Source organism: Clostridium sp. AM28-20LB (assembly GCF_003480665.1).
Lineage (GTDB): Bacteria > Bacillota > Clostridia > Lachnospirales > Lachnospiraceae > Otoolea > Otoolea fessa.
On record NZ_QUJN01000002.1, the window covers coordinates 265,356 to 280,339 of the forward strand.

The following is a 14,984-nucleotide window of genomic DNA, read 5'->3' on the forward strand; positions in this document are numbered from 1 at the left end:
ACGCGCTACTTAGGTATGATGTATATATGTGCGCACTCGCGCGAAGAGGAATCATGTCGCAAGCGACCGCGCTCGGCGCGAGAATGTGCCAGAGCACATGCTTTGTTCTATGGCAGGAGGGGAGACGGATGTTTTTTATCGGTGGCATCAGTTCCGGCGTGAAGCCGCTGGAGTACCTGAAAACAGTGATCTGCGGGCGCTGCGGCGCTTATGGGCGGTATCAGGTGTACATGACCTATATGTATTTTAGTTTCTTTTTTATCCCGATTTTTAAATGGAACCGGCGCTTTTTCGTAGAAATGTCGTGCTGCGGTGCGGTCTATGAGCTGGATCCGGAGGTGGGAAAGAGGCTGCTTCGGGGCGAGGAGGTCGAGATCACGGAAAGCGATCTGACACTTCGGCAGGATGGAAATGGAAATCCGTGGACGGGAAGTGATGCATCACACCGTCATAAGGTCTGTCCGTCCTGTGGATTTGAGACGGATGAGGATTTTTCGTACTGTCCAAAGTGCGGCAAACCGCTGTAAGGCGGGAAAATACAGACGGATACCGCTAAAAGAGTGATGGCGGCTGTGGAAGCACGGGACGGTTACAAAAATTTGATACAGCGCAGATTTTGGCGCAAAAAAGAAAGAGAGGCAGACAATATGTTAGAAGCTGGTATCAAGGGAAGACAGGAAGTTATGGTTACGGATGAAAATTCCGCAGCAGCAGTGGGAAGCGGTCTGTTACCGGTGTTTGCAACTCCGGCGATGGTTGCACTGATGGAGAAAACCGCGTGGATGAGCGTGGCTCCGTACTTAAACGACGGTGAGGGAACCGTTGGTACAAAGCTGGAAATTGCCCATAATGCAGCGACCCCGGTCGGCATGCAGGTTTGGTGCGAGAGTGAGCTGGTAGAAGTAGACGGCAGACGTCTCGTATTTAAGGTAGAGGCATTTGACGCGAAAGGTTCCATCGGCGGCGGCACACATGAGCGTTTCATCATCAAAAATGAGAAATTCTTAGCAAAAGCACAGAGCAAGAAAGAAAACTAAAGGTTGCGAAGAGAGCACAGCCGGCTGAAAGCGCTGCGAGTATCGTATGCGGGATACTTTTGGCTGGCTGTTGTTTCGTGTAATAGGAAATTCCTTGAAATTTCCTATTACACAAAAAGGCACTAACGTGCCAATGATGCGCACTCGCGCGAAGCAGAAACATGTCGCAAGCGACCGCGCTCGGCGCGAGAATGTGCCAAGGCACATTCTTTTTCATTATAGAAGGGAATTAATTCGTTTGAAAATCACATATATTCATCACAGCTCGTTTTCAGTTGAGCTTGAAAATGCCGTGATTCTGTTTGATTATTTTAAGGGAACTCTCCCGGAGTTCCCGGCAGGGAAGCCCCTCTTTATCTTTGCGAGCCATTTCCATGCCGATCATTATGCTCCGGTAATCTTTCAGCTGGGAGAGAAACGGGAAAATGTTTTTTATATTCTCTCAAAAGAGATTGGGAAAAAGATACCGGAGGAATATCGTAAACGATATAAAGACAGGATACGGCTGGTAAAGGCAGGAGAAAGATTTTGCCTGAATATTTCTGAAGAAAGCCTTATCGTCGAGACGTTCCATTCCACCGACGAGGGCGTCGCCTTCTGGCTCTCCTGCGAAGGAAAGGAGATTTATCACGCCGGTGACTTAAATAACTGGTGGTGGGAAGGCGAAGATATGGCATGGAACCGGAATATGGCGGCTTCTTATAAACAGGAGATGAAAAAGCTTTCCGGGCGCACGGCGGATCTGGCATTTATCCCGGTCGATCCGAGGCAGGAGCAGTGGTTTTATCTGGGCGCTGCCGGTTTTATGGAGCAGGCGGACACAAAATGGATTTTCCCGATGCATTTCTGGGAAGATTATACGATTATACCAAAATTAATCGAACATCCATCCAGTGAAGGCTGGCGGGATCGGATTGTAGAGATTCACAAGGAAGGAGAGGAGTTTATCCGATGAAATTTACATTTGCACACAACAATTTCAATGTCATCGATCTGGACAAGTCACTGAAATTTTATGAGGAAGCACTGGGACTTAAGGAGGTACGCCGCAAGGAGGCGGCAGACGGAAGCTTTATACTCGTTTATCTGGGCGACGCCACGACCGGCTACCAGCTGGAGCTGACCTGGCTGCGCGACTGGGAGAAGGACTCCTACAACCTGGGCGACAATGAGTTCCATCTGGCATTTGAGACGGAAGACATGGAGGCGGCACATGCCAAACATAAGGAAATGGGATGCATCTGTTTTGAAAATCCGGCGATGGGTATTTATTTCATTAACGATCCGGATGGATATTGGCTGGAGATCGTGCCGGCAAAGAGGAGTTAAGGGCTGAGTTTGTCTGAAAAAATGTTTTGACGTGACTGTGAAAGTACTGAACAGTTACGTTTTAACATATGAGTTAAAAAGGGGTTAGAATGGTAAAAATAATTAAAAACGGCAGAGTCATCGATCCGGAGAGCAGATTCGACGGAAGGGCAGATTTGTGGATTGAAAATGGGAAAATCCAGAAAATCGTGAAAAAAGATACAAAAGCAGAATCAGATGGGGCATCTGACGCACCGTCCATCCCGGCAGATGCCGAGGTGCTGGACGCAGAAGGGCTGATCGTCGCGCCGGGACTGGTGGACGTCCACGTGCATTTCCGCGATCCGGGTCTGACCTACAAGGAGGACATCGAGACGGGCGCGGCGGCTGCAAAGGCGGGCGGCTTTACGACGGTGGTCTGTATGGCAAACACGAAACCGGTTGCCGATACGCCGGAGATTGTCCGGTATATTCTGGAAAAGGGCGCGAAAACGGGAATTCATGTGGAAACCTGCGCGGCAGTCTCAAAGGGATTTCAGGGAAAAGAACTGACCGATATGGACGCCCTCAAAGAGGCGGGTGCGATCGGATTTACGGATGACGGAATCCCGCTGATGAGCGAAAAATTGGTCAAAGAGGCGATGGAGACGGCGAAACGCCTCAATGTGCCGCTCAGCTTCCATGAAGAGGATCCGGCATTTATTTTCAACAACGGCATCAACCGCGGTCCGGTGTCCGAGCAGCTGGGAATCGGTGGTTCCCCGGCGCTGGCGGAGGATTCGATGGTGGCGCGCGACTGCATGATCGCGCTTCACACGGGCGCAGATGTGGATATCCAGCACATCAGTTCCCGTAATGCGGTGCAGATGGTCGGTCTGGCGAAAAAGCTGGGCGCGCATGTCTGGGCGGAGGTGACACCGCATCATTTTACACTGGACGAGACGGCGGTTCTGGAGTACGGAACACTGGCGAAAATGAATCCGCCGCTGCGGAGTGCTGCGGATCGCGAGGCGTTGATTGAGGCAATCAAGGACGGCACGATTGATATGATTGCGACGGATCATGCACCGCACAGCGCCGAGGAGAAGGCAAAACCGCTGACCGAGGCACCGAGCGGCATCATCGGGCTGGAAACCTCCCTGCCATTGGCGGTTACCAGGCTGGTAAAAGCTGGTCACATTGATTATCTGACTCTGTTTGAGAAAATGTGCCTGAGTCCGGCGAAGCTGTACCGGATGAAGGAGGCGGGACGCATCCGCGAGGGCGGCGCGGCGGATCTGGTTCTTTTTGACGACCAGACACCATATACCGTAGAAAAATTCCATTCCAAGGCGTCTAACTCCCCGTTTGTGGGAGTGAAGCTCTATGGAAAGGTTCACTATACCATCTGCAGCGGTGAGACAGTATATCGGGCAGAATAGGAGGAAACGAAGCGATGAAGACAATGTTAAAACGCGGCGCAGGCGTACTGATGCCGATTTTCAGCCTGCCGTCGCCGTATGGAATCGGTACGTTCGGACGGGCGGCGTATGAGTTTATTGATCAGTTAAAACGCGGACGCCAGACGTACTGGCAGGTGCTTCCGATGGGACCGACCTGCTACGGGGACAGCCCGTACCAGTCCTACTCTGCATTTGCGGGAAATCCGTATTTTATTGATCTGGATACGCTGAAAGACGAGAAACTTCTGACCCAGGATGAGATAGACGCCTGCTGGTGGTGCGACAAGCAGGATCAGGTCAAATATGACGCGCTGTATTATTACCGTTTTCCGCTTCTGCGCAAGGCGTATGAGCGGAGCAGCCATAAGGAAAGTGAGGAATATCAGGCATTTCTGGAAGAAAATGAAGAATGGCTGGACGACTATGCGCTCTATATGGCAGTCAAGGGTAAATATGAAGGAAAAGGCTGGATGGACTGGGACGAGGACATCCGGTTCCGCCGTCCGGAGGCGCTTTCGGCATGCCGCGAAGAGCTGGCAGAAGAAATAAATTACTGGAAGTTCTTACAGTTTAAGTTTTTTGAACAGTGGAAAAAATTAAAACAGTATGCAAAAGAAAAAGAACTTCAGATCGTCGGTGATATTCCGATTTACGTGGCGCTCGACAGCGCGGATGTCTGGAGCCACCCGGAGCTGTTCCAGCTCGACGAGGAAAATCTGACGCCGCTCAAGGTATCGGGTGTGCCGCCGGATGCATTTTCAGAGGATGGACAGCTCTGGGGCAACCCGCTTTACGACTGGGAGAAAATGAAACAAACCGATTTCGCCTGGTGGCGAAGCCGGATGAAAGCGTCCGCGAAGCTCTACGATGCGGTGCGGATCGACCATTTCATCGGCGTGGTGCAGTATTATGCAATCCCGTATGGCGCTGTGACTGCGAAAGACGGCGAGTGGGAGAAAGGTCCGGGCAAAAAGCTGACCGACGCACTTGACGAGGCGGCAGGCGAGACGAAGATCATCGCGGAGGATCTTGGTGTCTTCTGTCAGGAGGTCAAGGATCTGCTGGCAGAGACGGGCTATCCGGGCATGAAGATCATTGAGTTTGCGTTCAGTGGCGACCGTTTCAACGAGCATCTGCCGCACTGCTATGACCCGAACTCCGTAGTCTACGGTGGAACGCACGACAATGAGACGCTGGCGGGGTATTTCAAACCGGAAAAACGTCAGTGGTGGGAGCTTCAGTACATTGCCGATTACCTCGGTGCAGCACACCAGAGTGAGGTGGTAGACCGCGTGTTCCGCGCGGCATACGGTTCAGTCGCGAGCGTTGCCATTTTCCAGATGCAGGATGTGTTGAAGCTCGATAACTGGGCGCGCATGAATACGCCGGGAACTCTCGGGGAAAACTGGCGCTGGCGTCTGCTTCCGGGGCAGTTTACGGATGAGCGGGCAGATTATTTGTCCTGGCTGGTGGATACGTTCGGAAGATTTTAGTTTTTGGCGGATGGGAATAAAAACCCGTAAAATGCTTGCAAATTCGGGAAAAACCTGTAAAATATACATGGATTGCACCCGCCCGGGGCAAAGATGCACCTGGGGAGTATGAACGATTTGAACAGTATGAAAGGAAATTGCCATGATTAGTACAAGCAATGTAACACTGCGAGTAGGAAAGAAGGCGTTATTTGAGGACGTAAGCATTAAATTTATTGAGGGAAACTGCTACGGACTCATCGGTGCCAACGGTGCCGGAAAGTCTACCTTTTTACGAATCCTGTCCGGACAGCTGGAACCGACCAATGGTGAGGTTATCATCACACCGGGACAGAGACTTTCATTCTTACAGCAGGATCACTTTAAATATGACGCATATCCGGTACTTGATACCGTTATTATGGGAAATGCGAGACTCTACGAGATCATGAAAGAGAAGGAAGCTATCTACATGAAGGAAGACTTCTCCGAGGAGGACGGCGTCAAGGCTGCCGAGCTGGAGGGCGAGTTCGCCACGATGAACGGCTGGGAGGCAGAGTCCGACGCGGCGAACCTTTTAAATGGTCTGGGAATCGAGACGGATCTCCACTACAAACAGATGGCAGATCTGACCGGTGCCCAGAAGGTCAAAGTTCTTCTGGCACAGGCACTGTTCGGAAACCCGGACATCCTGCTTCTCGACGAGCCGACAAACCACTTGGATCTCGATGCGATCGCATGGCTCGAGGAGTTCTTGATCAACTTTGAGAATACGGTTATCGTGGTATCCCATGACCGTTACTTCTTAAATAAAGTCTGCACCCAGATCGCAGATATCGACTATGGCAAGATTCAGCTCTATGCCGGAAACTACGATTTCTGGTACGAGTCCAGCCAGCTGATGATCAAGCAGATGAAGGAAGCCAACAAGAAGAAGGAAGAGAAGATCAAGGAGCTGCAGGAGTTCATCCAGCGATTTTCTGCCAATGCTTCCAAGTCTAAGCAGGCAACCTCCAGAAAACGTGCTCTGGAGAAGATTGAGTTAGATGAGATCAAACCGTCCAGCCGTAAGTACCCGTATATCGACTTCCGTCCGGAACGTGAGATCGGTAATGAGGTATTAAGCGTAGAGAACCTGTCTAAGACTATCGATGGTGTGAAGGTTCTTGATAATATTTCCTTCATTCTCGGACGCGAGGACAAGGTAGCATTTGTAGGACCGAACGAGCAGGCAAAGACCGTTCTCTTCAAGATTCTTTCCGGCGAGATGGAGCCGGATGAGGGATCCTATAAATGGGGTCTGACCACCAGTCAGGCATATTTCCCGAAGGACAATTCGAAAGAGTTCGATAACGACGACACGATCGTAGACTGGCTGACCCAGTACTCTCCGGTTAAGGATGTGACCTATGTCCGCGGATTCTTAGGACGTATGCTGTTTGCCGGTGAGGACGGCGTGAAGAAGGTCCGCGTTCTTTCTGGTGGTGAGAAGGTGCGCTGCATGCTTTCTAAGATGATGATCTCCGGTTCCAATGTCCTGATTCTGGACGAGCCGACCGACCATCTGGATATGGAGTCCATTACCGCTCTGAACAACGGTATGATCAAGTTCCCGGGCGTGCTGTTATTCTCCTCCCGTGACCACCAGATCGTTGAGACGACCGCAAACCGTATCATGGAAATCGTAAACGGCAAGCTGATCGATAAGATTACTACTTACGATGAGTATCTGGCAAACGATGAGATGGCGAGAAAACGTCAGGTATTTACTGTTACGGATAGTGAGGAAGAGGACGACTAAGAGCTGGAATCAAAGTGATTTAGACAAAAGTCGAAAGATAAAAGACAGCCCCAGACGCTGCATGTGAGCGATGCCTGGAGCTGTCTTTTGCACATCTATGGTGTCAATGTCCCGTTTTTAGCGCGATCAATCCTTCTTATGGCGTGATTCCAGATAAACCAGGTAATTGATGTATTCGATCAACTGCTTTTTCGTGGAAGTCTGGAATGATGAGATACGCCCATTGACCTCTCCATAGGTGACATTTTTAAGAAATGGTTTCGCCATTTCGGGCGGATTCTTCGGGTAGGAGGTTCGACCGAGAATATAATCGGCGCTGACTTGGTAATAATCCGCCAGTTTTATCAGATGCCGAAGAGGCAGATCCGTCCGGTTTGTTTCATAGCGGGAATAGATTTGCTGAGTTGTACCCAGCAGACTGGAAATTTCCGCCTGCGTTTTTCCTTTGTCCTCCCGTAAATCACGGAGCCGGTCACCAGCAGCAATCATTTAAAGCACCTCCCGCATACATCAAATATTTGTGAAAACAATCTATCATACAAGTATGCGCAGAACTAAAAGATACAATTAACTGGTGTAGAAACAGTAAAAAATACATTTATAAAAATGTAAACAAAAAAAGAATATCCGCTCTATAGAATAAAACGGCAGCCGGGTTTTTGTTTTACTGTTTACAGTCTGCCCGAATTAGTTTAAAATAAAAGGAAATAGGCAATTCTGCTTTGAATGAAAACGGGCAGGATTGCGGATAAGAAACAGAAAGCGAGGACAATTTTCATGAGTCAGAAGCCAGTTCTGGTGATCATGGCGGCTGGTATGGGCAGCCGGTACGGCGGCTTGAAGCAGATTGATCCGGTCGATCGGGAAGGAGATCTGATCATCGATTTTTCGATCTTCGACGCAGTCGAGGCTGGATTCGAAAAGGTCGTATTTATTATCAAGAAATCGATTGAGAAAGAGTTTAAGGAACATATCGGAAACCGCATGGAAAAGCACGTGCAGGTGGAGTATGTGTATCAGGAAAATGACCGTCTTCCGGATGGGTTTGAGGTTCCGGAGGGACGCGTCAAACCGTGGGGAACCGGTCATGCGATTCTCTGCTGCAGCGAGGTGATCGACGGACCGTTTGCGGTGATCAACGCGGATGATTACTATGGAAAATCGGCATTCAAGGCGATCTATGATCGTCTGGCATCCTGCGGTGATGATGACAAATATCAGTATGCGATGGTTGCCTATCATCTCTACAACACATTGACGGAAAATGGGCATGTGGCGCGCGGCGTCTGTACGGTGGATGCGGATGGACATCTGGCAGATATCCACGAGAGAACGCGCATCGAGAAGCACGGCGATCAGGCGGAATATACCGAGGATGACGGCGCAACCTGGGAGCAGCTGGGGGAGGATACGCTTGTATCGATGAACCTCTGGGGCTTTACTTCCAGCATCTTAAAGGAGTTAAAGGCGCGTTTTGTTCCATTTTTGGAGAAAAATCTGTCGGTAAATCCACTCAAATGTGAGTATTTCCTCCCGTTTGTGGTGGATGAACTTCTGAAAGAGGGGAAAGCCGAGGTGACCGTGTTAAAGAGCGTGGACCGCTGGTACGGCGTGACCTACAAGGAAGATAAGAAGATGGTGACAGACGCGATCCAGGGGATGAAGGACGGCGGTCTGTATCCGAAAAAACTTTGGGAAGAGTAAGAATGAAGAGATAGGTATTAGGAAGGAAAAATGGGTATGAGCAAGTTGATGAAAAGCCTGCCGTTTCGGCTGGTGCTGGGTGTAGCGATCGGTATTATTGCCGGTCTTATAGCAAATGAAAGTTTTATGAATCTCGTTGTGACGTTGAATTATATTTTTGGGCAGATTATTTCGTTCTGTGTACCGCTGATCGTCATCGGCTTTATTGCCCCGTCGATCACGAAGCTTGGAAAGAATGCCTCCAGATTGCTTGGAGTAGCGCTGATTCTGGCGTATACATCGTCTCTTGGCGCGGCGCTGTTTTCGATGGCAGCCGGATATACGTTGATTCCGCATATGTCGATTCAGTCGGCAGTCGATGGACTGCGCAGCCTGCCGGAGGTTGTCTTTAAACTGGACATTCCGCCGATCATGGGCGTCATGAGTGCGCTGGTATTTTCCGTTATGATTGGTCTGGCAGCGACCTGGACCAAGGCGGTGACGGTAACGAAACTCTTAGACGAGTTCCAGAAGATCGTTCTGGAGATTGTACAGAAGATTGTCATTCCGATTCTTCCGGTTTACATCGCATTTACGTTCTGTTCCCTGGCATATGAGGGAACCATCACAAAACAGGCTCCGATCTTCATTTCGGTTATCCTGATTGTTATGGCAGGCCACTATATCTGGATGGCGCTGCTGTATACACTGGCTGGTATTTACTCTGGCCGTGACCCGAGAGGCGTTATCAAGCATTATGGTCCGGCATATCTGACGGCAGTCGGTACGATGTCTTCTGCGGCGACCCTGGCAGTGGCGCTCAGCTGTGCCAAAAAGGCAGAGCCGCTTCGTGACGATATGGTTGATTTCGGTATTCCGCTGTTTGCGAATATCCATCTGTGCGGTTCGGTTCTGACCGAGGTATTCTTTGTCATGACGGTATCCAAGATTTTGTACGGCGCCCTCCCGGATATGATGACGATGGTTCTGTTCTGTGTTCTTTTAGGTGTATTTGCCGTAGGTGCACCGGGTGTTCCGGGCGGTACGGTTATGGCATCCCTGGGACTGATCACCGGTGTCCTCGGTTTCGATGCGACCGGAACGGCGCTGATGCTGACGATCTTTGCGCTTCAGGACAGTTTTGGTACTGCCTGCAACGTAACGGGCGATGGCGCGCTGACCCTGATGCTGACGGGATATGTGGAGAAACATGGGATTAAACATCAGGATTTACACGTAGATTTATAAAAATGAGAGAGGTGGGGCAGGCAGCAGCCGCCCCGAAACAGGTCTGTGAATGCGCCGCTGGCTCTTCGCACTATCGTTGTTCGCTTGCTTTCACTACACTTGTTCGTCTGTGTCGGACTTGCGTCCGCCCCATTCGGACAAGCGTGTTCAAGATGCGTACAACTGATAGGCGAAAGCCTGCTCTGCATCCACAGACCAGTTTCGGAGCGTCTGCCACCTGCCTGCTGTCTTTTTATGTATCGGAAAAACCTTATTTGATAAAAAGGAGAGATAGAATGAAAAAAATGATTTCCTGGAACGTAAACGGCTTGCGGGCGTGTGTGGGAAAGGGATTTCTGGATGTATTCCATGAGCTGGATGCGGATATTTTCTGTATTCAGGAGAGTAAGCTGCAGGAAGGGCAGATTGATCTGGAGCTTCCGGGGTATTATCAGTATTGGAGCTATGCGGAGAAGAAGGGATATTCAGGAACGGCGTTATTTTCGAAGGAGGAGCCGATTAGCGTGAGCTACGGTCTTGGCATTGAGAAGCACGATCATGAAGGGCGCGTCATTACGGCGGAGTACCCGGATTATTATGTGGTGACCTGCTATACGCCGAACTCCCAGAATGAGTTGGCGAGACTTCCGTACCGGATGCAGTGGGAGGATGATTTCCGCCAGTTTTTGAAGAAGCTGGAGGAGAAAAAGCCGGTTATTTTCTGTGGGGATCTGAATGTGGCACACACGGAGATTGACCTGAAAAATCCAAAGACGAACCGGAAAAATGCCGGATTTACGGATGAGGAGAGAAGCAAGTTTACGGAGCTTCTGGACTCTGGATATATCGACACGTACCGCTATTTTTACCCGGATAAAGAGGGCGTTTATTCCTGGTGGTCGTACCGGTTTAAGGCGCGCGAGAAGAATGCTGGGTGGCGGATTGATTATTTCTGTGTTTCCAAGAGCCTGAAGGACCGGCTGGCGGGCACACAGATTCATACGGAGATACTGGGTTCGGATCACTGCCCGGTAGAATTACAGATAAAGGATCGGGATGAGACATGAATTTACTGACAGCAGAACATCTGAAAAAATCATATACGGAACGGCTGCTTTTTGATGACGTGGCATTTTCCATCGGTGAAGGTGATAAGATTGGTCTCATCGGCATCAACGGAACCGGAAAATCTACTCTTCTAAAGATTGTAGCCGGTCTGGAAGAGCCGGATGAGGGTACGGTGGTAAAGGGACGAAATCTCTATATCCGTTATCTGCCTCAGAATCCGGAGTTTGAAGCGGGACGGACCGTCTTAGACTGCGTGATCCGGGAAAATATGGCGCATGAGCACGCCTGGGATCTCGAGGGCGATGCGAAATCCATGCTGAATAAGCTTGGAATCACCGATTATAGTGCCAAGGTGGAGACACTTTCGGGCGGACAGAGAAAGCGCGTTGCCCTCGCAGCGGTGCTGTTATCGACGGCGGATCTGTTGATTTTAGACGAGCCGACGAACCATCTGGACAGTGCGATGGCGGACTGGCTGGAAGAGTACCTGAAAAAATTCCGCGGCGCGCTTCTGATGATCACGCACGACCGGTATTTCCTTGATAACGTGACGAACCGCATCGTCGAACTGGACAAGGGAAAGCTGTACAGTTATCAGTCCGGCTATGAGGGCTATCTGGAATTAAAGGCAGAGCGCGAGGCGATGGCGGTGAGCTCGGAGCAGAAACGCCAGAATATCCTGCGGACGGAGCTGGCGTGGATCCGGCGCGGCGCACAGGCACGCAGCACGAAGCAGAAAGGGCGTATTCAGCGCTTCGAGGCGTTGAGTGCGGTGGAAGCGCCGAAAGTAGATGGAAATGTGGAGATGAGCTCGATTTTCAGCCGTCTCGGACGGACCACGGTCGAGGCACACCATCTTCATAAGGCGTATGGTGACCGCCTCCTGATCGATGATTTTTCCTATATCTTCTTGAAGGATGACCGCATCGGCATCATCGGACCGAACGGCAGCGGCAAATCGACGCTGATGAAGATGATTACCGGCTGGGTGAAACCGGATTCGGGCGAGACGATCATCGGCCAGACCGTAAAAATGGGTTATTTTTCACAGGAAAACGAAGATATGGATCAGTCGATGCGCGTGATCGACTACATTAAAAATGTGGCAGAGTACGTGCGGACGGCGGACGGGCTGGTATCGGCATCCCAGATGTTGGAACGGTTCCTGTTCCCGTCCCATATGCAGTACACGCTGATTGGCAAGCTATCGGGCGGCGAGCGGCGCAGACTCTATCTGCTCCATATCCTGATGGGCGCGCCAAACGTCCTTCTGCTCGACGAGCCGACCAACGACCTGGATATCGGCACGCTGACGATTCTGGAGGATTATCTTGATCATTTCCAGGGGATCGTGATTACGGTATCGCATGACCGGTATTTCCTTGACCGCGTAGTGCGCCGGATCTTCGCCTTTGAGGGCGGCGGCGCGATCCGTCAGTATGAGGGCGGCTATACCGACTATCAGGCAGCCTGTGGGGAACGCATAGCGGCAGAGATGGAGGAATCCGGTCAGGAACACGGCAGAGGCCAGAAGACCGGAGGCGCTTCTGGTGCGGGAACGTCAGATGCAGCGGAGACGGCAAAGGATAAAAACCGCGGTCGCCAGCGCGAGAAAAAGCTCAAATTCAGCTATATGGAGCAGAAAGAGTGGGAGACGATCGAGGATGATATCGCGGCGCTGGAAGAGGCAATCGCGGATCTGGAGCAGCAGATGCAGGACTCTGCCCGCGATTATACGGCTCTGAACGGCATCATAAAGGAAAAAGAGGAAAAAGAAGCTCTTTTGGAAGAAAAGATGGACCGCTGGATGTATCTGAACGATCTGGCGGAAAAAATAGAAGTGCAGGCGGCTGCTCACAAATAGGCACTTTTGGAACCGAAAGTGCCGTATGAAAACGTGGAGGGGATACAGGTGAAAGCAGAAAAAATCGTGAGACAGAAGATAAGAACCCCTGATTTTACACCGGGAATCAAGCGGACAGAGACGGGAATGCACTTGTGCGTCGAGGCACCGGGGACATTTTGCCGTCTGGCAATTTATGAGACAGGTAAAAAACAGGGTGTCCGGATCCCATTTTCCCCGGAAGAACGGGTGGGGGATCTCTGGATGATGGAGCTTGCGGGTGATGATTTTTCGGGACTGGAATACACGATCGAGACCGAGCAGGGGGAGCTGCCGGATCCGTGCGGGCGCATCTATACAGGACATGAGCGCTGGGGCGATTTAAAAGCGGCGCTCCGTCCGGTGCGTTGCCGTTTCCCTGAAGAAACGTATGACTGGGAAATGGATCAGCCGCTGAAACATCCGTATGATGAGACGATCCTGTACCGGCTGCATGTGCGTGGATTTACCCGTCATACTTCTTCCGGCACCGGGGAGCGGGGAACGTTCCGTGCGCTGACGGAGAAAATTCCCTATTTAAAGGAATTGGGTATCACAGCAGTTGAATTAATGATGCCGAATGAATTTCAGGAAGTGATGATGGAGGATGGGGCAGACGGGAATCCGTATGCGACCGGGACACCGACCGGACGGCTCAATTACTGGGGCTATGGGGCGGGATATCTGTTTGCGCCGAAAGCTTCGTACACATCTGGGAAAGAGAAAGAACCAGAGCGGGAATTTAAGGATCTGGTGAAAGAATTTCATAAAAATGATATTGAAGTGCTGGTTGAGCTTTATTTTACCGGCGAGGAGAGCGCGGCACTGGCGCAGGAGGCGGTTCGTTTCTGGGTTTACGAGTATCATGTGGATGGCGTGCACCTGTCCGGGTTTGCGCCGGCCGAACTGCTGGCGTCGGATCCGCTGTTAGCTGATACGAAGCTATTAGCTGGTTCCTGGGATGGCGTGCGTGTGCCAAAAACGGCAGCGGCATCGAAGCTGCGGGAGCGCCGCTGGCATCTGGGCGAGTACAATGAAGGATTTTTGATCGATATGCGCCGGGTATTAAAGGGCGATGAGGATCAGGTCGGCCGTCTCATTTACCAGACACGCCGGAATCCGGACTCGTATGGCGTGATCAACTATATGGCGGCGACAAATGGCTTTACGATGATGGATATGGTTTCCTGTGAGCAGAAGCACAACGAAGCGAACGGGGAGAATAACCGGGACGGAAGCGATTATAATTATACGTGGAACTGCGGCGTCGAGGGCACGACGCGGAAAAAGAAGATTGTGCAGATGCGGAAAAAACAGCTCCGCAACGCATTTTTGCTGCTCTTTCTGAGCCAGGGAACGCCGATGTTTTTAGCGGGCGATGAGTTCGGCAATTCCCAGAACGGCAACAATAATGCTTACTGTCAGGACAATGGGATTTCCTGGCTCAACTGGCATCAGCTGGAGACAAACCGGGATATTTACGAATTTGTAAAATATATGATAGCGTTCCGCAAAGCGCATCCAGTGTTCCACCTGCCGGTGGAGCCGAAAAATATTGATTACCTCGTCTGCGGACACCCGGATGTTTCCTACCACGGCGTCAAAACATGGTGCCCGGAGTTTGAAAATTTCCGCCGCCAGCTCGGCATTCTCTACTGCGGCGAGTACGGGCGAAGAGCGGACGGCACCAGCGATGACTATTTCTTTGTCGCCTACAATATGCACTGGGAGCCGCATGAATTTGATCTTCCGAAACTTCCGAAGGGAATGCAGTGGACTCTGTGCATCAACACAGACGACGCAGACAATAACGGAATCTGTCCGCCGGAAAGCCTGGAGGCAGGGCAGGAGCCGCAGGAAGAGCTTCGCCAGTATATGGTTCCGCCGCGGAGTATTCTGGTATTTCGCGGCTTTAAGCCAATTTCCGGTCCGGCATCCGAAAAGGATGGCAAAAAAGCCGGGAAAGTGGTAAAATCGGTAAAACGGCAGAATGTCAAAAAAGAACCGGAAAAGGAAGCGGAGACTGTGGTTGCGGCAGCGCGCGAACTGTAAGAACGGAATTGA

Annotated in this window: 13 protein-coding genes; 12 read left to right on the forward strand and 1 reads right to left on the reverse strand. The window is 51.0% G+C overall.

The features are described 5' to 3' along the window. Positions 1-128: 128 nt before the first annotated feature. The 7 genes from DW739_RS05970 to DW739_RS06000 all read left to right on the forward strand — a co-directional run bounded on the left by DW739_RS05970 (position 129) and on the right by DW739_RS06000 (position 7,060). Complete coding sequence (locus tag DW739_RS05970) at positions 129-527, forward strand: zinc ribbon domain-containing protein (RefSeq protein WP_022360594.1); 399 nt, start codon at positions 129-131, stop codon at positions 525-527. Positions 528-647: 120 nt separating this feature from the next. Beyond that, the gene (locus DW739_RS05975) at positions 648-1,037 is read left to right on the forward strand and encodes a thioesterase family protein (RefSeq protein WP_022360593.1); all 390 of its coding nucleotides are present in this window, start codon (positions 648-650) and stop codon (positions 1,035-1,037) included. A 238-nt stretch (positions 1,038-1,275) separates the two neighbouring features. Then, on the forward strand, positions 1,276-1,992 hold the full coding sequence (locus DW739_RS05980) for an MBL fold metallo-hydrolase (protein WP_118522228.1): 717 nt from the start codon (positions 1,276-1,278) through the stop codon (positions 1,990-1,992). Beyond that, positions 1,989-2,366, forward strand: coding sequence for a VOC family protein (locus DW739_RS05985; RefSeq protein ID WP_022360591.1), 378 nt, complete (start codon positions 1,989-1,991; stop codon positions 2,364-2,366). The genes DW739_RS05980 and DW739_RS05985 overlap by 4 nt, the downstream gene beginning before the upstream one ends. A gap of 89 nt (positions 2,367-2,455) precedes the next feature. Next, positions 2,456-3,766: a dihydroorotase gene (locus DW739_RS05990; RefSeq protein ID WP_118742801.1), complete on the forward strand. Its 1,311-nt coding sequence runs from the start codon at positions 2,456-2,458 to the stop codon at positions 3,764-3,766. A 14-nt stretch (positions 3,767-3,780) separates the two neighbouring features. Continuing rightward, complete coding sequence (gene malQ, locus DW739_RS05995) at positions 3,781-5,280, forward strand: 4-alpha-glucanotransferase (protein ID WP_118742802.1); 1,500 nt, start codon at positions 3,781-3,783, stop codon at positions 5,278-5,280. Between the two features lie 142 nt (positions 5,281-5,422). Then, entirely contained in the window at positions 5,423-7,060 is a 1,638-nt protein-coding gene (locus tag DW739_RS06000; RefSeq protein ID WP_022360588.1) for an ATP-binding cassette domain-containing protein, read from the forward strand. Positions 7,061-7,186: 126 nt separating this feature from the next. Here the strand turns inward: DW739_RS06000 and DW739_RS06005 are convergent, their stop codons facing one another. Then, positions 7,187-7,549 (reverse strand): helix-turn-helix transcriptional regulator, encoded by a 363-nt coding sequence (locus tag DW739_RS06005; RefSeq protein ID WP_022360587.1) that lies wholly within the window; start codon positions 7,547-7,549, stop codon positions 7,187-7,189. A gap of 288 nt (positions 7,550-7,837) precedes the next feature. Between DW739_RS06005 and DW739_RS06010 the strand changes: the two genes are divergently transcribed. The 5 genes from DW739_RS06010 (at position 7,838) to DW739_RS06030 (ending at position 14,972) form a co-directional block, all read left to right on the forward strand. Next, on the forward strand, positions 7,838-8,764 hold the full coding sequence (locus DW739_RS06010; RefSeq protein ID WP_107001017.1) for a sugar phosphate nucleotidyltransferase: 927 nt from the start codon (positions 7,838-7,840) through the stop codon (positions 8,762-8,764). Positions 8,765-8,800: 36 nt separating this feature from the next. Continuing rightward, positions 8,801-9,991, forward strand: coding sequence for a dicarboxylate/amino acid:cation symporter (locus DW739_RS06015; protein ID WP_117796583.1), 1,191 nt, complete (start codon positions 8,801-8,803; stop codon positions 9,989-9,991). 275 nt (positions 9,992-10,266) lie between these two features. Continuing rightward, a complete protein-coding gene (locus DW739_RS06020) occupies positions 10,267-11,037 on the forward strand; it encodes an exodeoxyribonuclease III (RefSeq protein ID WP_107000799.1) in 771 nt (256 codons plus the stop codon). Then, positions 11,034-12,902, forward strand: coding sequence for an ABC-F family ATP-binding cassette domain-containing protein (locus tag DW739_RS06025; RefSeq protein ID WP_118742803.1), 1,869 nt, complete (start codon positions 11,034-11,036; stop codon positions 12,900-12,902). Before DW739_RS06020 ends, DW739_RS06025 begins: the two co-directional genes overlap by 4 nt. A 48-nt stretch (positions 12,903-12,950) precedes the next feature. Further along, positions 12,951-14,972, forward strand: a complete 2,022-nt coding sequence (locus tag DW739_RS06030) for an alpha amylase C-terminal domain-containing protein (RefSeq protein WP_243023740.1) — start codon at positions 12,951-12,953, stop codon at positions 14,970-14,972. The last annotated feature ends 12 nt before the right edge of the window (positions 14,973-14,984 follow it).

Coding starts and splice junctions, on each gene's coding strand:
- DW739_RS05970 (WP_022360594.1), top strand. CDS start 129: ATGTTTTTTATCGGTGGCATCAGTTCCGGCGTGAAGCCGCTGGAGTAC.
- DW739_RS05975 (WP_022360593.1), top strand. CDS start 648: ATGTTAGAAGCTGGTATCAAGGGAAGACAGGAAGTTATGGTTACGGAT.
- DW739_RS05985 (WP_022360591.1), top strand. CDS start 1,989: ATGAAATTTACATTTGCACACAACAATTTCAATGTCATCGATCTGGAC.
- DW739_RS05990 (WP_118742801.1), top strand. CDS start 2,456: ATGGTAAAAATAATTAAAAACGGCAGAGTCATCGATCCGGAGAGCAGA.
- malQ (WP_118742802.1), top strand. CDS start 3,781: ATGAAGACAATGTTAAAACGCGGCGCAGGCGTACTGATGCCGATTTTC.
- DW739_RS06000 (WP_022360588.1), top strand. CDS start 5,423: ATGATTAGTACAAGCAATGTAACACTGCGAGTAGGAAAGAAGGCGTTA.
- DW739_RS06005 (WP_022360587.1), bottom strand. CDS start 7,549: ATGATTGCTGCTGGTGACCGGCTCCGTGATTTACGGGAGGACAAAGGA.
- DW739_RS06010 (WP_107001017.1), top strand. CDS start 7,838: ATGAGTCAGAAGCCAGTTCTGGTGATCATGGCGGCTGGTATGGGCAGC.
- DW739_RS06015 (WP_117796583.1), top strand. CDS start 8,801: ATGAGCAAGTTGATGAAAAGCCTGCCGTTTCGGCTGGTGCTGGGTGTA.
- DW739_RS06020 (WP_107000799.1), top strand. CDS start 10,267: ATGAAAAAAATGATTTCCTGGAACGTAAACGGCTTGCGGGCGTGTGTG.
- DW739_RS06025 (WP_118742803.1), top strand. CDS start 11,034: ATGAATTTACTGACAGCAGAACATCTGAAAAAATCATATACGGAACGG.